The sequence below is a fragment of the Spongisporangium articulatum genome, assembly GCF_044465595.1.
In the GTDB taxonomy this organism is placed as follows: domain Bacteria; phylum Actinomycetota; class Actinomycetes; order Actinomycetales; family Kineosporiaceae; genus Spongisporangium; species Spongisporangium articulatum.
This window is the reverse complement of sequence record NZ_JBITLV010000006.1, coordinates 277,865-297,186: the sequence shown is the minus strand read 5'-3', so window position 1 is coordinate 297,186 and position 19,322 is coordinate 277,865. Positions and strand designations below refer to the sequence as shown.

Sequence of the window (19,322 nt, the reverse complement as noted above, 5' to 3'; positions counted from 1 at the left end):
TGGGAGCCGCGCCATGACGCTTCACCGGGCCGCGAACGTTCCGCAGGGCCGGTGTGCAAAGGGAGGGTGGAACTGGATGGTGCGTCCGAAAGATTACCCGGGGCGCCCGGCGAATCCCTAATCGGCGGGACTGGTGGGTGTCGCGACGCCGCGCTAGGGTCGTAATTAGGTAAGGCTTACCTACTTCTCGGAGGCTTCGTGGACACCCGACTGCACCCCGCCGTCCGGCCCTCTCCCGCCGAGCGTGCCCGCACGGTGCTCGCCGCCGCCGCGTCCCTGTCGGTGCAGTGGGAGGGCGGGCGCGTCGACCTGCTGGGTTGTCACCACGACGACCCGGTCGGTGACCTGCTGCTCACCCTCGAACCCAGCAGCGCGCTGGCCGCCGCCGCGCAGCAGGCAGCCGGGTCGGGTGAGGACCTGACGGTCGAGGTCGAGCTGACCGAGCTCTGCCCCGTGGCGGCGCGCGAGCGCGTCCGGGCCCGGGTGTCGCTGTTCGGGCGCCTCTCCCCCGTGCCCGCCCCGGGTGTGGCGACGCTGCAGATCCGGGTGCACCAGGTCCACCTGCACGAGGTCGGGCGCGACGCCGCCGGCGAGGGCACCGCCGTCGACGTCGAGGACTACCGTCAGGCTCCGGTCGACCCGCTCCAGTTCGGCGCGGCCGACCAGCTGCAGCACCTGATGTCCCACCACCCCGAGGCGATCGGACTGCTGACCCGGCTGTGCGACGCGTCGATCATGCAGGGCGCCACCCGGGTGCTGCCGATCGCCCTCGACCGGTTCGGGCTGGTCCTGCGGGTCGAGTCGGCCCGGGGCCATGTCGACGTCCGGTTGACCTTCTCCCGCTGCGTGGAGTCGGTCGCCGGGGCGACCGAGGAGATCCGCCGGTTGATGCTCGAGGCGCACCGCCGCCGTCCCTGCCTCCGCAAGCTCTGACGCCGGCTCATGCTGTCGATATGCACATTGCGAGGGGAGATTCTGCCTCCGGAACTGTGCATGTCGACAGCATGAGCGGGTCAGAACATGCCGGGGTTGGTGCCGGTGAGGCCACCGTCGACGGGGATGACCACGCCGGTGAGGTAGGCGCCGGCGCGCGAGGCCAGGAAGATCGTCGTGCCGACCAGGTCGTCCGGTTCGCCGATCCGGCCCAGCGGGATGCCGTCGCCGATCGCCTTGCGCGAGGCATCGTCGTCCAGGAAGAACGCCGTCATCTTGCTGCGGAACGGTCCGGGTGCGATCGCGTTGACCGTGATCCGTTCTCCCGCCAGGCGTTTCGCCAGGTGACGGGTCAGCATGTGCACGGCCGCCTTGGCCGCCGAGTACGAGTAGTTCTCCATGCTCGGCACCCGGATGCCGTCGACCGAGCCGATGTTGATGACGCGAGTCGGGGAGGCGTCGGAGGCGTTGGCCCGCAGCGCCGGCAGCAGCGCGACGGTGAGCGCGAAGACGGCGTGCACGTTGGTGCCGAGCACCTTGTCCCAGCCCACCGCCGGGAACTCCTCCAGTGGCGCCCCCCAGCTGACCCCGGCGTTGTTGACCAGGACGTCGAGCCGGCCGTCGAACGACTCGGCCACCGCGGAACGCACCGCCTCCACACCCTCGGGCGTGGCGACGTCCGCCGGCAACGCGCTGACGTCACCGAACTGCTTCAGGTGCTCCGCGGCGGCCGCGCATGCGTCGGCCTTGCGCGAGGTGATCAGCACCCGCGCCCCGGCCTGGAGCAGGCCCTCGGCCAGCATCAACCCGATCCCGCGCGTGCCGCCGGTGATCAGCACGGTCCTCCCGGACACGTCGAACAGCTGGCTCATGTGCTCATCCTCCGCACCTATGCTCGCCGCATGTCATCTGCGACCGATTCGAAATTCATCGCCCTGCTCCAGGAGCAGGTCGGACGGGAGTTCGCCGCCGAGCGGCAGTACGTGGCTCTCGCCGTGTGGTTCGACGCCCACGATCTGCCGCAGCTCGCCGCGAGCTTCTACCGGCAGGGCGTCGAGGAGCGCAACCACGCGATGATGATGGTGCAGTACCTCCTCGACCGGGACATCGCCCCCGTGATCCCGGGCGTGCCCGACGTCCGCAACGACTTCGACCACCCCGTCGAGCTGGTCCGCCTCGCCCTGGCCCAGGAGCAGGAGGTCACCCGGAACGTCGAGGCGCTGTTCGCCGCCGCCCGGGCCGAGAGTGACTTCCTCGGTGAGCAGTTCATGCTCTGGTTCCTCAAGGAGCAGGTCGAGGAGGTCGCGTCGATGCAGACGTTGCTCACCATCACCGAGCGCGCCGGCGACGACTACTTCAACATCGAGGACTTCATCGCCCGGGAGAGCGTCGGGGACGGCGGGGCCGACCCGTCCGCGCCTGCGGCCGCAGGGGGCACCCTGTAGCCCTCATGCTTCGGAAATGCACAGTGAGAGGCCGAAATCCGAGCCGCGAACTGTGCATTTCGACAGTATGAGCGAGGGTCAGAGCGGGATGTTGCCGTGCCCGCCGCGTACCTCGCCGGCCTTCTCGGCGGCGCGCGCGAGAGCCTCGGCGAGCGCCGAGCGGGTCCGGTCGGGGCGTACCTCGGCGTCCAGGATGCCGAGCTCCACCGCGGCGGCGACGCCGTCCACCTGGGCCGCGTGCTCGTCGGCCAGGATCTGCTCCAGGACGGCCCGCTGCCGGTCGCCCGCGACCCCGGCCAGGGCCCGCCGGTGCAGCACCCGCACCGACGAGATCGGGCTCATCACGGCGATCTCGGCGCCCGGCCAGGCGAAGCAGGCGTCCGCGCCCAACGAACGGCTGTTCATCGCGATGTAGGCGCCGCCGTAGGCCTTGCGGGTCACCACGGTGGCGGTCGGGACGACGGTCTCGGCGAACGCGTGCAGCAGCTTCGCGCCGCGCCGGACGATCCCGCCGAGTTCCTCCGCCGAACCCGGCAGGTACCCGGGGACGTCGACCAGCACGATGATCGGCAGCCCGAACCCGTCGCACAGTCGCACGAACCGGGCCGCCTTCTCCGCCCCGGCGCTGTCGAGGCAGCCGACCAGGTGCGTGGGGTTGTTGGCGACGATCCCGACGGGGCGCCCGCCGAACCGGCCCAGGGTGGTCACCACGTTGCGCGCGTACCCGGCCTGCAACTCGAGACCTGGCTCGTCCAGGACGCCGTCGACGAGCCCCCGCACGTCGTAGACGACGCCGGGCCGCCGGGGCAGCAGGGCGGCGAGGTCGCGGTCGGCCACCTGCTCGGCGTCCACCGGCGCGGGGTCGGGCGTGAGGAGGGCGCACAGGTGCCGGCCGTAGGCCATCGCCTCGTCCTCGTCGACCGCGATCACGTGGCTGACCCCGCTGCGGCTGCCGTGGGCGTCGACGCCACCGAGGTCGTCGGCGGTGACGTCCTCCCCCGTCGCCCAGCGGACGACGTCCGGCCCGGTGACGAAGATCTTGCCCGTCGGCGCCTGGACGACGACGTCGGTCAGGGCGGGCCCGTAGGCCGCGCCGCCGGCGGCGGGCCCGATCACGACCGAGATCTGCGGGATGCGGCCCGAGGCCCGGGTCATGGCGGCGAACACCCGCCCGACGCCGTGGAGGCTGCGCACCCCCTCGTCGAGCCGGGCGCCCCCGGAGTGCCAGATGCCCACGATCGGCAGTTGTCGGGCCAGGGCCTCGTCGTAGGCGGCGACGATCCCCGCGCAGGACTCCTCGCTCATCGCGCCGCCCCCGATGCGCGGGTCGCAGGCGAAGGCCACGACCTGCCGGCCGTCCACGGTGCCGATCTCGGCCACCACGGGGCGGGGTCGGTCGGGGCTCAGCCGGGCGTTCAGGCCGGCGGGCTGGGTGTCGAGGTCGCTGCGGATCGTCAGGCGCGGACCGTCGTCGAAGAACCTCTCCAGCCGCCCGGCGGGGTCTCTCGGGTCCACGGTCCGCCCGGCGTCGAGACGGCTGCTGTCCGCTGTGTCCGACGTCACCATGACATCTTGGAGCGTCAGCGGCCGATTACAAGAGGCTTTGGCGGATAGACACTCTCGGGAACTACTCCGAGTCAGCCGGCCATTACTGAGTGGTAACCAAACGGTCGTTTCGGCCCCGGGGTCAGGGGTTCATCCGGTAGAGCCGTTCCCGACCCTTCCGGGTCTTCTCGGCCCCCGTCAGCTTGCTCGCGACCGCCCCCGCGGCGCGTTCGGCGGCGTGCTGCGCCATCCGCGCGGCGGCCCACGCCTTGAGCTTCGTGTGCCCGATCGGCTTGCGCTCGGGGTCGGCCGGGAAGATCGAGCGGACCGGCCGGGGCGGGTTCGGCGTCCGGTCCTTCCACTCCCGCGGGTAGCCGAGCGAGACCTCCTCGAACCGCACCCCGTCGACGCTGATCGTCAGCGGGATGTGCAGGTGCCCGTACACCGCCGCCGCGGCCCGGAAGCGCCGGTGCCAGTCGGTCGTCCGGTCCATGCCGCACCACATCGCGAAGTGCGGCCAGCGCAGGATCGTGGTCGGGGCCCGGTGCAGCGGCCAGTGGCTGACCAGCACGGTGCGCCGGTCGGCGGGAATGTCCGCCAGCCGGGCCTCCGTGGTGAGCAGCCGGGCCTCGGCCCAGTCCTGGCGGGTCGGGTACGGGTCGGGGTGCAGGAAGAACTCGTCGGTGCACACGACTCGGGTCTCGCGGGCGTAGGCGAGGGCCTCGGGCAGGGTCATGCCCTCGGGCCGCCACGAGTAGTCGTAAAGCAGGAACAGGGGGGCGACGACGAGCTCCTCGCCGTCCTCCGGGTTGGTCCAGACCGGGTACGGGTCCTCCGGGGTGATCACGCCCAGCTCGCGGCTCACCTCGACCAGGTGCCGGTACCGGTCGTCGCCGCGCAGCTTCAGCTCCTCGTGCGGCGGCGTCCACAGCTCGTGGTTGCCGGGGGCCCAGATCACCGTCCGGAAGCGGTCTTTCAGCAGCTTCAGCGTCCACTGCAGGTCGGCCACCGTGTCGCTGACGTCGCCCGCGACGATCAGCCAGTCGTCCTCGTGCCGCGGCCGGATCGCCTCGACCACGGGCCGGTTGCCGCGGTGCGACACGTGCAGGTCGCTCACGGCGAGCAAGGACCCGTGGTCGGGCGGGTAGGAGGCGGCCATGGCCGCAGCGTAGGTGGTCAGCGGGCGCCGGTCAGGACGTCGGGGCGATCGGGAGCGGGCCGGGACGACGCCGCGCCGGCCCCCGCGGCGGGGTCACCGTGGGCGCCGGGCCCGGTGTCGCCGAGGTTGAGCAGGACGACGCCGCCCACGATCAGGGCCAGCGCGATCATCTTGACGGGGCCCATCGGCTCGCCCAGCCAGGCGGTGCCGACGACGGCGACCAGCGCCGTACCGCCCCCGGCCCACACCGCGTAGGCGACGGACACGGGCATGTTCTTCACGACGACGGTCAGCAGCCAGGTGCAGCTGGCGTAGCCGACGACCACCACGGCCGACCAGAACGGGTCGTGGAAACCCTGGGCCTTCGGCAGCACGGCGGTGGTCGCGACCTCGATCGTGATGGCGAGCGCGAGCAGGGCTGACGAGACGAACATGGTGGTACTTCCCTCTTCCAAGTCTTTGTAGCAGCTGCTACATCAGGTACTGTAGCACTTGCTACAACGCGGGCGAGGAGGGATTTGATGGCGGGCGTGGCGAAGCGTGAGGACCGGCGGGGCGAGCTCGCCGAGGCGGCCTGCGACTGGGCCCTGGAACACGGCGTGCTCGGGCTGAGCCTGCGCCCCCTGGCCGCGGCGCTCGGCACCAGCGACCGGATGCTCGTCTACTACTTCGGCACCCGCGACGCGCTGGTCGCCGACATCATCGAGCGCTCCACCGCCCGCTCGGTCGCCGTGCTGGCCGGTCTGCCCGCGCAGCCCGACGTGGCCTCGGGCGTCCGGGCGCTGTGGGCGGCCTACAAGGACGACGACGGCCAGCTCGACCGCTGCCAGTGGATCTACGCGCAGGCCGCCGCGCAGGACATGCTCGGCGCCCCCGAGGGCGGTGCGCCGGCGGCCCCCGTCGCCCGGGCCAACGACGCCTGGATCGCCGCGCTCGCCGGCTATCTGACCCGGTGCGGGGCGGCCGAGAGCGCGGCGGCCCGCTGCGCCCGGTTCGTCGACGCCGCCGTCATGGGCCTGCACCTGGACCGGCACGTCGAGCGCGACGAGGACCTGAGCGTCGTCGTCAACGACCTGGCCAGCGCCGCCCTCCTGCTGTCAGGCGTGTCGTTCAGCCGGGTCTGAGGGCCCACGCACGGCGTGCCCGCGCACGGCGTACAGGCCGACCAGCACAGCTCCCGCGCACAGCAGGGCCGAGCTGAGCCCCAGCGACCAGTGCACACCGACCAGCCCGGAGAACAGCCCGACCGTCAACCCGCTGCCGAACCGAAGCCCGTTGGCCGACACGTTGAACAGGCCGATCACGCGCCCGCGCCGGTCGGCCGGCGCGCGCAGCTGGACGACGGTCATCGTCACCGAGAGCGCGGCCAGATTGGCCGCCGAGCCGATCGCCAGCAGGGCCACGGCCAGCACGTAGTCGCCGGTCGTGGCGAACCACAGCGTCGTCCCGCCGAACAGCAGCGTTGCGACCACGGCCGACCGCACCGTGAGCGGGATCCGCCCGGCCACCTCCAGCACCAGGCCGCCCACCACGCCGCCCGCGCCGAGCGCGAAGAGCAGCACCCCGTAGGCGTTGTCGCTGTGCGCCGGGTTGAGATCGGCCGCGAAGACGGGCATCACCGACTGGAACGCGATCCCGATGAAGAACGACCCCAGCCCGGCCAGGGCGATCATGCTGACCAGCACCCGGTCGCCGGCGACGTCCTGCACCACGCGCAGTGCCTGCCAGGCCGACACCCGGACCCGCGGCGACTCGTCCCGGGTATGGCCCGTGTACCGGGTGACCAGCAGGAACAGCGTGAGTGGCAGGTAGAACAGGATGTTCACGGCGATGCCCCAGGCCGGGCCCAGCCCGATCAGCAGCACGGAGCCGAGCGCCGGGCCGATGACCAGGCCGAGGCTGCGGAACGTCGCGTTCAGCCGCACGGCGCTGGCCAGCTCGCCCGGCCCGACGAAGTCGTGCAGCATCAGCTGGTCGGCCGGCCCCCAGATGGTGCCCGCGCAGCCGTGCACGACCAGCAGCGCACAGGCCGCCCACATCGTCAGCGAGCCGGTCGCGAACAGCACGGCCCAGGCCGCCGAGACGGCCATGAACATGAGTTGCCCGACCTGGATCACGCGGCGGCAGTCGAACCGGTCGGCCAGGGCGCCGGCCTGGACCGAGAAGAACAGGAACGGCAGCCAGTGGCTGAGCACCTCGAAGGCCACCAGGGCACTGGAGTGGAAGTGCTGCCACAGGACCCAGTAGGTGATGACGTGCTCGATGTTGTCGGCGGCCATCGAGACCATGCCGCCGATCAGGAAGTACCGGCAGTCGCGGTTCCTCAGGGCCGCGAACCGGGCGGGCACGGCAGACACGGGACCGGACTCTACGGCGGTACCTACAGCCGTTCCGCCATGAGGTCGTCCCACACCGAGGAGATCGCGAAGTCGAGGCCCATCCGCTCGCTGCGGCGCTGAACCTCCTCCAGGACGACGGTCCAGCGTTCGGCCCACGACCGGGGGTCGTCGTCGGTGTGCTTCACGAACGGCAGCAGGCGACCGTAGAGGTCGTCCGTGCCGGGCGTGTAGGTCATGCGGATCAGCCTGATCGTCGCAGACCCGAATGCGCCACCCCTACCGGTCGGAATCGTCCGGAAGAGTGACAATCGTTGCCCGCCTGGAACGCACGTGTCACAGGAGCCCCAGGCCGGGTGAGCACCGCCGCGATCGGCATCGTGACCACCAGCAGGCCCACCCAGCCGTCGGCGACCGGTAGGAACGGCCAGCCCACGAGTAGGACCGGCAGCACGACCCGGGTCGGGGGCGATCCGGACGGCGCGGTCAGCACACCCGCCAGGCCGAGGGCGACCAGCGGCGTCCAGTAGTAGGTGAAGGCCTGCGGGTCGAGCGCGAGTCGGACGGCGACGACGACGAGCGGGGCCAGCCACACGGCGTCCCAGTCACGCCGGAACCGGACGACGAGTGCCCCGGCCCCGACCGCCAGCGCGGCCTGGGCGCACCGCGCCCACCAGGGCAGCCCGTCCCCGAACAGCCCGACCCGGGCGGGCAGCGAGCCGGGGGTGACCACCCACTGGTAGTCGAACATCCGGAACGGTCCGGCCAGCGTGAACGGCAGGTACAGGGCCACGGCCCCCGCGGTCGTCACGGCCAAGCCGCGCACGGCGTCGCGCCGGGTGCCGAGCAGCAGCAGGGGGACGCCGAGGGCGCCCCACACCTCGAACCCGGTGGACAGGGCCAGCAGCCATCCCGCGAGCTGCGGTCGGCGCCGCAGGACGGCCAGCCCCGTACCGACCCACAGCATCGGGATCAGACCCTGGGCGACGTGCCCGCCGAGCACGGCGCCCAGGGCGCTCTCCCAGGCCAGCGTCACGGCCGCGGCGGCCAGTTCCAGTCCGCGCGAGCGCGGGCGCCGCAGCCCGTGGCGCAGCAGCCGGGTGGCCAGGGCCGCGGCCAGGGTGGCCAGCGGGATGCCGACCATGCACACGAACGTGACGCCGCCGAGCCGGTCGCACAGGGCGGCCAGGAGAAGCGCGAACGGGCCGGCCTGCACGGTCGGGTCGTCGTAGACCTGACCCCAGCGCCCGCTCAGGATCGCGTGCCCGGCGGCGGCGAACAGCCTGAAGTCGGGCAGCCCGTCGTCCCGCGAGACCCAGCCGACAAGCGCACCCAGCCCGGCCAGCGCGGCCAGCGCCACCAGGTAGGGCCGGGACCTCATGACCAGTGGATCGGCGCCCGGCCCAGGTGGCTTGACGGGCCCGGGCCGCCGTTCAGATCCGGGAGGCGACCCGGGTGCCGTGGGCGATGGCCCGCTTGGCGTCCAGTTCGGCCGCCCGGCGGGCGCCCCCGATCAGGTCCAGGCCGAAGGACTGGCCCGGGCGTTGGCCGTGAGCGATGTCGTAGCCGATCTCGTCCAGCTCGTCGAAGAGGGTCCGCCGGGCTTCCTGCCCCGCGCAGATCACGACGTGGTCGACGTCGAGCACCCGGGCCTCCTCCCCCACCCGCACGTGCAGCCCGTCGTCGTCGATGCGCTCGTACGTGACGCCCGACAGTTCCACCACCCCGCGCTGTTTCAGCGCCGCGCGGTGCACCCAGCCCGACGTCTTGCCCAGCTTCGCGCCGATCCGGCCGGGCGAGCGCTGCAACAGGTACACCTCGCGGGCCGCGACCTCCGGCGTCCGGGTGGTGAGGCCGCCCGCGGAGAGCGGGTCGTCGTCCACGCCCCACTCGGCCTGCCACGCGCCGACCGGTACGGGCACCGGGCCGGTGTGGGTCAGGAACTCCGCGACGTCGACGCCGATGCCGCCCGCGCCGACGACGGCGACCCGGCGGCCGGGCGGCGGGTTGCGCAGCGCCTCGTCGTAGCGCAGCACCTTCGGGTGCTCGATGCCCGCGATCGCCGGGACCCGCGGCGTCACGCCGGTGGCCACGACGATGTGGTCGAACCGCTGCGCCAGCAGGCTCTCGGCGGTGGCGGTGGTGCCCAGATGCAGGACGGCGCCGAGCCGGTCGAGCTCGTACCGGTAGTAGCGCAGCGTCTCGGCGAACTCCTCCTTGCCGGGGATGCGCCGGGCCAGGTCGAACTGGCCGCCGAGGGCGTCGGAGGCCTCGAACAGGTGCACCTCGTGCCCCCGCTCGGCGGTCGCCACGGCGCAGGCCAACCCGGCCGGCCCGGCCCCCACGACGGCCACCTTCTTGCGCGAGACCGTCGGGGCCAGAACGAGTTCCGTCTCGAAGCAGGCGCGCGGGTTGACCAGGCAGGTGGCCCGCCGGTTGACGAAGATGTGGTCGAGGCAGGCCTGGTTGCAGGCGATGCACGTGTTGATCGACTCCGGCCGGCCGGCCAGGGCCTTCGCAGCCCAGGCCGGGTCGGCGAGGAACGGCCGGGACATCTGGATCAGGTCGGCGCCCCCGGTGGCCAGGACGTGCTCGGCGACCTCGGGGTCGTTGATCCGGTTCGAGGCGGCCACCGGGATCGTCACGACGTCCTTCAGCCGCCGGGTCGCCCAGGCGAACGCGGCCCGCGGCACGGACGACACGATGGTCGGCACCCGGGCCTCGTGCCACCCGATGCCGGTGGTGATCACCGAGGCGCCCGCGGCCTCGATCTCCCGCGCGAGATCCGCCGTCTCGGCCCAGGTCTGGCCCCGCTCGACCAGGTCGAGCACCGACATCCGGTACATGACCAGGAAGTCCGGGCCGAGTTCCGCGCGGGTGCGCCGGACGATCTCGACGGCGAAGGCCCGGCGGCGCGCGGCGTCCCCGCCCCAGGCGTCGGTGCGCCGGTTGGTGCGCTCGGCCAGGAACTGGTTGATCAGGTAGCCCTCGGAACCCATGATCTCGACACCGTCGTAGCCGGCCTCGCGGGCCAGGGCGGCGGACCGCACGAAGGCGTCGATCGTGCGCCGGACCCCCCGGCCGCTCAGCCCGCGGGCCCTGAACATCGAGATCGGCGACTTCCCGGAGCTCGCCGAGACCACGAACGGGTGGTAGCCGTAGCGGCCGGCGTGCAGCAGCTGCAGGGCGATCGCCGCCCCCTCGCCGCGCACGGCGGCCGTCAGCGGGCGGTGCCGGCGCGCGGTCGACGACGAGCTCATGGTCGAGGCGAACGGCGACAGCCAACCCTCGGTGTTCGGGGCGTAGCCGCCGGTGACGATCAGCCCGACCCCGCCCCGCGCCCGTTCGGCGAAGTAGGCGGTGAGCTTGCCCACGTCGCGGGCCCGGTTCTCGAGCCCGGTGTGCATCGAACCCATCACCAGCCGGTTGCGCAGTCTCAGCGGGCCGAGCTGCAGAGGTTCACCCAGGTGGTGGTACGCCGGCGTATCCGTCACGGGCGGCAGCTTGCTGGGAGGGTGTCGATGCGCACAAGGGGGTGGGTCACCCGACGTCCCGGCGCAGCTATGCTCGCCGGTGCGACGGCATCCCCGCGCGGCCCCTACCCCGGCAGGCCTAAACACCAGCAGGAGAGTTGAGTTGCGCGACATCGCGGTCTTCAGTGGCGGCGCCCACACCGAACTGGCCGAGGAGATCTGCTCCTACCTGTCGGTCCCGTTGCTGCCCTCCCGGGTCGCGCGCTTCGCGAACGACTGCCTCGAGGTCCAGCTGCAGGCCAACTGCCGCGAACGGGACGTCTACCTGATCCAGCCGCTGGTCCCGCCGGTGCAGGAGCACCTGGTGGAGCTGCTGCTCCTGCTGGACGCCGCCCGGGGCGCCTCGGCGGCTCGCATCACCGTGGTGATGCCGCACTACGCCTACGCCCGCTCGGACAAGAAGGACGCGCCGCGCATCTCGATCGGCGCCCGCCTGGTCGCCGACCTGCTGGCCACCGCCGGGGCCAACCGGGTGCTGACCATGACCCTGCACTCGCCGCAGGTGCACGGCTTCTTCTCGGTCCCGGTCGACCACCTGCACGCCCTGCGCGAGCTGGCCGCCCACTTCACCGGCTACGACCTGTCCAACACCGTCGTGGTCTCACCCGACCTGGGCAACGCGAAGGCCTCCGCCTCGTTCGCCCGGATGCTGGGTACGGACGTGGCCGCGGGCGCCAAGCAGCGGTTCACCGACGACCGGGTCTCGATCAGCTCGATCATCGGTGACGTCGGCGGCAAGGACGTGATCGTCCTGGACGACGAGATCGCCAAGGGCTCGACCGTCCTGGAGCTGCTCGACCGGCTGCGCGAGCGGGGCGCGAAGAGCATCCGGGTGGCGACCACCCACGGCCTGTTCTCGTCGGGGGCGCTGGACAAGCTGCAGGCGCAGGACGACGTCCTCGAGATCGTCTGCACGAACACCGTGCCGATCGGCAAGGAGAAGTTCGTGCCGAAGCTGACGGTGCTGTCGATCGCACCCGCGATGGCCGAGGCGATCCGCCGGATCCACAACGGCGAGTCGGTCAGCGCCCTCTTCGACCAGCCCTAGCGTCCACCGGCCGTAGCTCCGGAAGGCGGTTCGTCCGGTTCGGCTCTAGGTTCGGCCTCGGCAGCTCGCCGATCCCGTTCCTGGAGGTGGTCCCCGTGAACCGTCAGACCTGGAAGCTCCGGTCCGTCCGCGCCGCCGGTGTCGGCCTGGGCGCCGCCCTGCTGGTGGCGGGAGGGGTCGCGTGGGGCGCGACCGGCCCGGCGATCCAGACGTTCACGCCGCACCGCGCCGACCAGATCACCAACATCGATGTCCTGCGCCAGCAGATCAAGAACTACTACGGCGACCCGCTGAGCACCGGCACCTTCGCCCCCGACAGCAACTACGCCCGGGAGGCGGCGGGCACGGCGAAGGCGGCGCAGCGGCTGCTGGACAAGCCCTACAAGGGCACGAAGCAGAAGGCGATCCTGCTGGACGTCGACGACACGACGCTCAACACCTACAACTACGAGATCGCCAGCAACTTCGCCTACAACCCGACGACCAACGGGCAGTTCGTCACCGACCAGAAGTTCCCGGCCGTGCCCGGCATGGTCGACCTGGTGAAGAAGGCCCAGGCCAAAGGTTTCGCGATCATCTTCCTCACCGGTCGCGGGGCTGCCCAGGAGCCGGCCACCCTCGGGAACCTCACGACCGACGGGGTGGGCGTCGACGCCGGGTACCCCGCCCCGACGACGCTGAAGGACGGCGAGGACGGCCTGTTCACCAAGCCGGCCGTCGCCGACTACCCGGACTACCTGAAGACGGCCTGCGCCGCTGACCCGAACGGGTCGTGCACGACGCTGCACTACAAGTCCGCGACCCGGGCCCACATCGAGTCGCTGGGCTACGACATCGTCGTGAACCTCGGCGACCAGTACAGCGACCTCAAGGGCGGCTACGCCGACCACACCGTGAAGCTGCCGAACCCGACGTACTTCCTGCCCTGACGGGTCAGGACTTCGTCCAGATCACCACGCCGAGGCACATCTCGTCGGACGTCCCCTCGCCCCACAGGACGTAGCGGGGCTTGAGCGTCTGCAGGGCGGGCAGCTTGCTGCGCAGCGTGGCGTCGTAGCGGCAGCTGACCCGCAGGGTGTCGCCGGCCGCCACGGTGACCGGCTTGTCGAGCATCCGGGCACCCTGGTCGTCGAAGTTGTAGTTCGGCACGTTCAACAGCTTCCGGGCGCCCGCCGTCCCGGGGTTCTGCGTGACGCTGATGGACCGGCCCAGCAGGTGCATGTGCCCGGCGACCCCCTGGACGACCATCTGCTCGCCGACCTTCCGGTCGCAGTGGGTCTTGTTGCTCGGCACCGGCTCCCGGTTGTCGTTGCAGAGCAGGTTCAACCCGCCCACCTGCGCGCCGGCCGCCTCGCCGAACCGCCGTTGGATGTCCCACAGGGACAGGGCGCGGTCGCACAACCGGCCGGTCTCACCGGCCGGGCAGGGGATCTCGGGCGGCGCGACCAGGAGCGTGGTGTGCACCGGCTCGAGGCCGCCGCGCTTGGTGAGCCGCAGCTTGATCGCCGACTGGTCGGTGGCGACGGACTTCCCGCCGGTGGCCAGCAGGTTGTAGTGCACCTGCATCACGATCTGCTCGCCGGGTCGCAGCAGCTTGCCGGTGCCGGGGTTGGACAGGGTCTCGCCTCCACCGGGCGCCCACGCCGCGATCCAGGGCGCGGAGACGATGGCCTGCTTCGCGTCGCCGATCCCGGTCCCGGTGAAGCAGGTCCAGCCGTCGCCGGGGGTGTTCGCATCGAGCGTCTTCCCCTCGGCGGCCTCCGTCCGGGAGATCGCGTAGAAGATCGCGTGGTGGACCAGGTCGGGGTTCTGGGGCAGGAACTGGAACCCGGTCAGGAAGGTCGGCTTGGTGATCTTGGGGTCGACCAGGAAGCACCGGTAGTCGTCCGTGCCACCGGCGGTGGGCGCGACCGGCTTGTACGGCCGGGCCATGCCCAGGGTCTGGAACCGCTCCCCCGCGCGCAGCGCGATCGGCTTGGGCGTGGCGACCGTGGCGGAATGCCCGGCGTGCCCCACGACCGCCGTCTCCGCCGGCCGCGGGGACGACGTCCCCTTGTCTCCCCCGCCGCCGCAGGCCGTGGCCGCGGCGAGCACCAGTACGAGGGCCGCCAGCGGCGGGAGGAACGGGCGCCGGCGCCCGTTGTCAGACGTCATGGGCCGAACCGTACGGCCGGAGGTCACCTCGTGGCTGGTGACGGCGGTCACAAAGAGTTCTCCCGTCCCGCACAGCACCTGCATAGACTTGGCTCATGAACGAGCCCCGATGGCTGAACGACCAGGAACAACTGGTCTGGCGTTCCTACCTGGCGGCGACCCGGCTGCTCGGCCAGGCCCTGGAGCGGGAGTTGCAGCGCGGGGCCGACCTGCCCCTCGGGTACTACGAGATCCTGGTCCGGCTGTCCGAGGCCCCCGGTCGCTCACTGCGGATGAGCGACCTGGCCGACGTCTCCGAGTCCTCCCGCAGCCGCCTGTCGCACGCCGTCTCCCGCCTGGAGGAACGCGGCTGGGTGCGGCGCCGCTCGTGCGAGACCGACCGGCGCGGTGCGTTCGCCGAGCTGACGGACGCCGGCTTCGCCGCCCTCGAGGCCGCCGCCCCGACCCACCTGGAGAGCGTCCGCGCGCACCTGTTCGACCAGCTCGACGAGACCCAGGTGGAGCAACTCGGGGCGATCTGCGACCGGATCGTCGACGGCCTGCGCACCGCCTGCCTCGTCGAGGGGCACGAACTGCCGGCCGTCGTCGTCCCCTCGAGCGTGCCGGTCACGCTCGCCGCTCCCTGACCGCAGGACGCGGCACGCATCACTACCTTCAGTAGTGGCAACATCACTCGGTGTTCCATACGGTGTGCCGGTGCGCGATGCGACGGACCTCTCCGATCTGGGCTTCGCGCCGGATCCCGAGGCGGAGCTCGCGGCCCTGCTCGCCCATCCCGACCCCATGCGCAGCGTGCACGCGCCCGTCGTCGAACTGCTCAGCGGCGACTGCGCCGGCTACCACGCCGAGGTCCGCACCTCCCGCTGGAGCGGGCAGGACATCAGCGCCCTGCGCCGCGACGCCGCCCAGGCCGGGCTGACGGGTGAGTTGGGCGCGGCCTGCCTGCGGGCCACCCTGCTGGCCCGGGCCACCATGCCCGGCGACCGGTTCACGCTGCTGGACCTGCCGTCGGGCAGCCTGCACTTCGAGCCGGTCCGCCGGGCGCTCGCCGACGAGGACGACCTGCTCGGGCTCGTGCTCACCCTGGGCGCTCCCGAGGGGCGCCCGGGGGTCGTGGACGAGCCGTGCGACGCCGTCGAGACGGTCCGGGCCCGCGGCGCGCTGATCGCGATGCGGCTGCACGACGCCGGCCTGACCGAACTCGTGCAGGTGCGGCGGTGGCGGCCGAACGCCGTCCGGCTGCCGGGGCGGCTGGTCCGGGACGTTCACTCCGACGACGTCCGCCTGCGTCTCGTGCGCGCGGCCGCCGAGCTCGCGGGTGAGCTGGGGGCCGACCTGGTGGCCGAGGACGTCGAGTCGTTGGAGGAGGTCTGGGCGCTGCGCGGGCTGGGCGTCCGCTACGGCACGGGCTGGCTGTTCGGGAGGTTCCGGCCCGGGTTCGTCCCGCCGCCCGGCGATGTCTGCGCGGTCCTGGGTCAGGCCGAACCGCTGACCGGGGGCACCCGCAGGGACCACATCGCGACCGCCGCGGCCGCCGCCACGTTGAGCGAGTCGACGCCCCCGGACATCGGGATCCTGACCGACACGTCGGCGGCCGCCGTCGTGCCCGCGCCCAGGCCGTCGCCCTCCGTGCCGAGCACCAGGGCCAGCTTCTCCGGCGGGTTCGCGGCGAGCTGATCGAGGTCGACCGAGTCCTTCAGGGCCAGCGCGGCGACCGTGAAGCCTTCCGCCTGAAGGGTTTTCACGTCCTCCGGCCAGGGGCCGGTCCGGGTCCAGGGCACCTGGAACACCGTGCCCATCGACACCCGCACGGCGCGCCGGTAGAGCGGGTCGGCGCAGCGCGGGGTGACCAGGACGGCGTCCGCTCCGAGCCCGGCGCAGCTGCGCACGATCGCGCCGACGTTGGTGTGGTCGACGACGTCCTCGAGGACGACGAGGCGACGCGCCGGGCGGCCCGAGGCGGCCAGGGTTTGGAGAAGTCCGGGCACGGTGGGCAGACTCGGACGGTGCATCGCGGCAATGGCGCCGCGGTGCACGCGGAAACCGGCGATCGCGTCGACCACTGCGGCCGGTCCCGTGTAGACCGGGGCGCCCGTCGCCGAGACCTCGTCGACCAGGTCGGCCATCGGCTCCAGCCAGCGGTGCGACAGCAGCAGCGAGCGTGGCCGGTGCCCGGCGGCCAGCGCCCGCCGGATGACCTTCTCGCTCTCGGCCATGTACAGACCCTCGGCCGGTTCGCGCGCCGTGCGCAGGGCGACGTCGGTGAGGTCCGTGTAGTCGGCCAGGCGCGGATCGTCCGGTTCGTCCACCTCGATCGGGCCGGCCTGCTGCGTCACGAGCCGTCACCCTAGCCGCCGAACACGATCACTGAAGCGGGGCTTTCAGCCCCGCTGCCGGGCTGCCGATGGTCTGTGCATGGCGAGGCACCACCACCGGCGGGCGATCGGTGTGCTCCTGGCGGTGATCGTGCTGATCGTGAGCACGGCCGCGGAGGCCACCTCCGCGAGCGCCGACTCGCTGCGGGCGGCGCAGGACCGGGCCAGCGAGGCCGCCGCGAAGGTCGACGCGCTGCTCGACCGGTACCAGCAGGCCGCCGACGTCGAGGCGAAGCAGGTCGCCGTCCTCACGCAGGCGATGACCGCGCAGGAGGCCGCCGAGGTCGACAGCTCCGAGGCCGCCGCCCAGGCGTCGCGCGCGCGGGCCGTGCAGCAGCGGAGGATCCGGGCGATCTACGCCGACGGCGGCCCGGCCGGGCTGTTCGTCTCCCTGCTGGCCGCGAACTCCCCCGACGACCTGATGTGGCGGGTCGGCACCGCCGACCGGATCGCCGCCGGCGTCCTGGCCGACGACCGCACCGCCGTGCAGCAGCAGGCCGACGCCGTGGCCCTGGCCCGCAGCCGCCAGACCCTGGCCGACGCCGCTGCCGCGCGGCAGTACGCGACGTTCCAGGAACTGCAGGGGCACACCGACGACGCCGCGAACGCCCTGGCCCAGGCCCGGGCGACCCTGGCGGCCCTCGACAAGCACGCCCGCACCCTCAGGGCCGCCCGCCGGGCCGCGGCCGCCGTCGACGCCGCCGCGCAGGCGGCCCGTACCGCCCGGCTGGCCGCCGCGGGGCCGGTCACCGCCCTCGGCATCCCGGCCGAGTACGAGACCGCCTACAAGGCCGCCGCGAAGACCTGCGCCGGGATGCCCTGGACCCTGCTGGCCGGGGTCGGCCAGATCGAGTCGGGTCACGGCCGCAACAACGGCCCGTCGTCGGCCGGGGCGATCGGGCCGATGCAGTTCATGCCTGCCACCTTCCGCAGCTACGCCGTGGACGGCGACGGCGACGGGACGACGTCGGCCTGGGACCCGCAGGACGCCATCTTCACCGCGGCCCGGTACCTCTGCGCGTCCGGCGCCAAGGGCGGCTCGGCCGCGGGCGTCCACAAGGCGTTGCTGGCCTACAACCACGCCGAGTGGTACGTCGACCTGGTGCTCGGCGCCCAGGCCGCGATCGCCGCCAAACTCATGCGGTGATCATGCAGAAACGTCCGCGCGGGGTGCGCGGACGTTTCTGCATGATCACCACAGGGTGTTACTTCGGTTCGTCCGGACGCGCGCTCTCGGCGTCCTTCACCGCTCCCTCGGCCTCGGCCTGGGCGCGGCTGAGGGCCACGGACGGGTCCTCCAGGGTGGGCGTCTCGATCGAGTCGTCCAGACCGGAGTCGCCGATCACGCCCGACGGGCCGTCGCTGCCGACCCGGCCGCCCAGGGCGCCGCTGATGCTGTTCAGCGCCTGGGTGAGCTCCGTCGGCACGATCCACAGCTTGCTCGACGCCGAGTTCGCGATCTGCGGCAGCGTCTGCAGGTACTGGTAGGCCAGCAGCTTCGGGTCGGGGTTGCCCCGGTGGATGGCGTCGAAGACCTGCAGGATGGCCCGGGACTCACCCTGCGCCTTGAGGATCGCGGCCTGCGCCTGACCCTCGGCCCGCAGGATGGCGGACTGCTTGTCACCCTCGGCCGTCAGGATCTGGGACTGCTTCACACCCTCGGCGTTCAGGATCGCGGCGCGCCGGTCCCGCTCGGCGCGCATCTGCTTCTCCATCGAGTCCTGCACCGACGCCGGCGGGTCGATCGCCTTCAGTTCGACCCGGTTGACCCGGATGCCCCAGCGGCCGGTCGCCTCGTCGAGGACGCCCCGCAGCTGGCCGTTGATCTGGTCGCGGCTGGTCAGCGTCTGCTCGAGGTCGAGCGAGCCGATGACGTTGCGCAAGGTGGTGACGGTCAGCTGTTCGATGCCCTGGATGTAGTTGGCGATCTCGTACGTCGCCGCCTTCGGGTCGGTCGGCTGGTAGTAGATGACCGTGTCGATGCTGACCACCAGGTTGTCGCTGGTGATCACGGGTTGGGGCGGGAACGAGACCACCTGCTCGCGCAGGTCCACGATGGCCCGCGGCCGGTCGACGAAGGGGACCAGGAAGTTCAGCCCCGCCTCCAGCGTCCGCGAGTACCGGCCGAGCCGTTCCACGATCACCGCGGTCGCCTGCGGCACGATCCGGATGGCCTTGGCGATGGTCGTCAGCGCGAAGATGACGATGAGAGCCAGCACGATCAAGGCGATCACTGCGCCCCCCGAAGAGTCGTCCATGATTGTCGAATGTCCTTCCTGCAGTGGTGTTTCCAGTATGAGCAAGGTCTAGACGGCGGGTACCTCGGGGCCCACCACGGCGGTCGCGCCGTCGATCCGCAGGACGACGACCCGCGCCCCGGTGGTCAGGGCCGCCCCACCCGCGGTCCGCGCCGTCCACACCTCCCCGGCGAGCTTGACCTGACCGGTGCGGTCGGTCACGGGTTCCAGGACCAGCGCCTCCCGGCCGACCAGGGCGCCGGCGTTGGTGACGTGGATCGGGGTGGTGGCCGCCCAGCGCTTGAGGATTGGCCGCACGGTGAACAGCAGCAGGACGCTCGCCACCGCGAACACCAGCACCTGGACGGCGAACGGGGCGCCCAGGGCCGCCGTCACGGAGGCGATCACCGCACCGCCGGCGATCATCACGAACACGAAGTCGAGGGTCAGCACCTCGACCACGCCGGCCAGCAGCGCGACCCCGAGCCACGCCAGCCACGGCGATTCCTGCAGCCAGTCCATGCCGCCCCCTCAGTCCTGTTCGAGCCCTTGTCGAA

Annotated in this window: 19 protein-coding genes and 1 pseudogene; 8 read left to right on the top strand and 12 right to left on the bottom strand. The window is 72.2% G+C overall.

Going from position 1 to position 19,322, the window contains the following annotated elements:
- Positions 1-198 precede the first annotated feature (198 nt).
- A complete protein-coding gene (locus ACIB24_RS18560) occupies positions 199-933 on the top strand; it encodes a DUF2470 domain-containing protein (protein WP_398283399.1) in 735 nt (244 codons plus the stop codon).
- Between the two features lie 80 nt (positions 934-1,013).
- On the opposite strand, the gene ACIB24_RS18555 is transcribed toward ACIB24_RS18560, so the two are convergent.
- Entirely contained in the window at positions 1,014-1,805 is a 792-nt protein-coding gene (locus tag ACIB24_RS18555) for an SDR family oxidoreductase (RefSeq protein ID WP_398283397.1), read from the bottom strand.
- Positions 1,806-1,835: 30 nt separating this feature from the next.
- On the opposite strand from ACIB24_RS18555, the gene ACIB24_RS18550 reads away from it, so the two are divergent.
- Positions 1,836-2,378 carry a ferritin gene (locus ACIB24_RS18550; protein ID WP_398283395.1) on the top strand — a complete coding sequence of 181 codons (543 nt, stop codon included), beginning with the start codon at positions 1,836-1,838 and terminating at the stop codon, positions 2,376-2,378.
- 78 nt (positions 2,379-2,456) lie between these two features.
- Here ACIB24_RS18550 and ACIB24_RS18545 read toward each other — a convergent pair whose 3' ends face one another.
- The 3 genes from ACIB24_RS18545 to ACIB24_RS18535 all read right to left on the bottom strand — a co-directional run bounded on the left by ACIB24_RS18545 (position 2,457) and on the right by ACIB24_RS18535 (position 5,516).
- On the bottom strand, positions 2,457-3,944 hold the full coding sequence (locus tag ACIB24_RS18545) for an acyl-CoA carboxylase subunit beta (protein WP_398283393.1): 1,488 nt from the start codon (positions 3,942-3,944) through the stop codon (positions 2,457-2,459).
- A 121-nt stretch (positions 3,945-4,065) separates the two neighbouring features.
- Positions 4,066-5,082 (bottom strand): metallophosphoesterase family protein, encoded by a 1,017-nt coding sequence (locus ACIB24_RS18540; RefSeq protein ID WP_398283391.1) that lies wholly within the window; start codon positions 5,080-5,082, stop codon positions 4,066-4,068.
- A gap of 17 nt (positions 5,083-5,099) precedes the next feature.
- A complete protein-coding gene (locus tag ACIB24_RS18535; RefSeq protein WP_398283389.1) occupies positions 5,100-5,516 on the bottom strand; it encodes a DMT family transporter in 417 nt (138 codons plus the stop codon).
- Positions 5,517-5,612: 96 nt separating this feature from the next.
- On the opposite strand from ACIB24_RS18535, the gene ACIB24_RS18530 reads away from it, so the two are divergent.
- Positions 5,613-6,206 carry a TetR family transcriptional regulator gene (locus tag ACIB24_RS18530; protein WP_398283387.1) on the top strand — a complete coding sequence of 198 codons (594 nt, stop codon included), beginning with the start codon at positions 5,613-5,615 and terminating at the stop codon, positions 6,204-6,206.
- Here ACIB24_RS18530 and ACIB24_RS18525 read toward each other — a convergent pair.
- Genes ACIB24_RS18525 through ACIB24_RS18510 form a run of 4 tightly spaced genes read right to left on the bottom strand, consistent with a single transcriptional unit; the run spans position 6,180 to position 10,912 of the window.
- Positions 6,180-7,439 (bottom strand): MFS transporter, encoded by a 1,260-nt coding sequence (locus ACIB24_RS18525; RefSeq protein WP_398283385.1) that lies wholly within the window; start codon positions 7,437-7,439, stop codon positions 6,180-6,182. The genes ACIB24_RS18530 and ACIB24_RS18525 overlap by 27 nt on opposite strands.
- 23 nt (positions 7,440-7,462) lie before the next feature.
- Complete coding sequence (locus ACIB24_RS18520) at positions 7,463-7,657, bottom strand: hypothetical protein (protein WP_398283383.1); 195 nt, start codon at positions 7,655-7,657, stop codon at positions 7,463-7,465.
- 5 nt (positions 7,658-7,662) lie between these two features.
- A complete protein-coding gene (locus ACIB24_RS18515) occupies positions 7,663-8,799 on the bottom strand; it encodes a hypothetical protein (protein WP_398283381.1) in 1,137 nt (378 codons plus the stop codon).
- Between the two features lie 52 nt (positions 8,800-8,851).
- The gene (locus tag ACIB24_RS18510; RefSeq protein ID WP_398283379.1) at positions 8,852-10,912 is read right to left on the bottom strand and encodes an oxidoreductase; all 2,061 of its coding nucleotides are present in this window, start codon (positions 10,910-10,912) and stop codon (positions 8,852-8,854) included.
- A gap of 142 nt (positions 10,913-11,054) precedes the next feature.
- Here ACIB24_RS18510 and ACIB24_RS18505 point away from each other — a divergent pair, with 142 nt between their 5' ends.
- Together ACIB24_RS18505 and ACIB24_RS18500 are read left to right on the top strand one after the other, a co-directional pair.
- Positions 11,055-11,999: a ribose-phosphate diphosphokinase gene (locus ACIB24_RS18505; RefSeq protein ID WP_398283376.1), complete on the top strand. Its 945-nt coding sequence runs from the start codon at positions 11,055-11,057 to the stop codon at positions 11,997-11,999.
- Positions 12,000-12,094: 95 nt separating this feature from the next.
- The gene (locus ACIB24_RS18500) at positions 12,095-12,928 is read left to right on the top strand and encodes an HAD family acid phosphatase (RefSeq protein WP_398283374.1); all 834 of its coding nucleotides are present in this window, start codon (positions 12,095-12,097) and stop codon (positions 12,926-12,928) included.
- Between the two features lie 4 nt (positions 12,929-12,932).
- Here the strand turns inward: ACIB24_RS18500 and ACIB24_RS18495 are convergent, their stop codons facing one another.
- Complete coding sequence (locus ACIB24_RS18495; RefSeq protein WP_398283372.1) at positions 12,933-14,153, bottom strand: monooxygenase; 1,221 nt, start codon at positions 14,151-14,153, stop codon at positions 12,933-12,935.
- Between the two features lie 95 nt (positions 14,154-14,248).
- Between ACIB24_RS18495 and ACIB24_RS18490 the strand changes: the two genes are divergently transcribed.
- Together ACIB24_RS18490 and ACIB24_RS18485 are read left to right on the top strand one after the other, a co-directional pair.
- Positions 14,249-14,779, top strand: coding sequence for a MarR family winged helix-turn-helix transcriptional regulator (locus tag ACIB24_RS18490; RefSeq protein ID WP_398283370.1), 531 nt, complete (start codon positions 14,249-14,251; stop codon positions 14,777-14,779).
- Positions 14,780-14,936: 157 nt separating this feature from the next.
- A pseudogene (locus tag ACIB24_RS18485) lies at positions 14,937-15,566 on the top strand (EAL domain-containing protein); the annotation flags it as partial.
- A gap of 62 nt (positions 15,567-15,628) precedes the next feature.
- On the opposite strand, the gene ACIB24_RS18480 reads toward ACIB24_RS18485, so the two are convergent.
- Positions 15,629-16,489 carry a TrmH family RNA methyltransferase gene (locus tag ACIB24_RS18480; protein ID WP_398283367.1) on the bottom strand — a complete coding sequence of 287 codons (861 nt, stop codon included), beginning with the start codon at positions 16,487-16,489 and terminating at the stop codon, positions 15,629-15,631.
- A gap of 79 nt (positions 16,490-16,568) precedes the next feature.
- Here ACIB24_RS18480 and ACIB24_RS18475 point away from each other — a divergent pair, with 79 nt between their 5' ends.
- On the top strand, positions 16,569-17,675 hold the full coding sequence (locus tag ACIB24_RS18475; protein ID WP_398283365.1) for a lytic transglycosylase domain-containing protein: 1,107 nt from the start codon (positions 16,569-16,571) through the stop codon (positions 17,673-17,675).
- A 58-nt stretch (positions 17,676-17,733) separates the two neighbouring features.
- Here ACIB24_RS18475 and ACIB24_RS18470 read toward each other — a convergent pair whose 3' ends face one another.
- Both ACIB24_RS18470 and ACIB24_RS18465 read right to left on the bottom strand, forming a co-directional pair.
- A complete protein-coding gene (locus ACIB24_RS18470) occupies positions 17,734-18,786 on the bottom strand; it encodes an SPFH domain-containing protein (RefSeq protein ID WP_398283363.1) in 1,053 nt (350 codons plus the stop codon).
- 48 nt (positions 18,787-18,834) lie between these two features.
- Complete coding sequence (locus ACIB24_RS18465; protein WP_398283361.1) at positions 18,835-19,287, bottom strand: NfeD family protein; 453 nt, start codon at positions 19,285-19,287, stop codon at positions 18,835-18,837.
- Positions 19,288-19,322 lie beyond the last annotated feature (35 nt).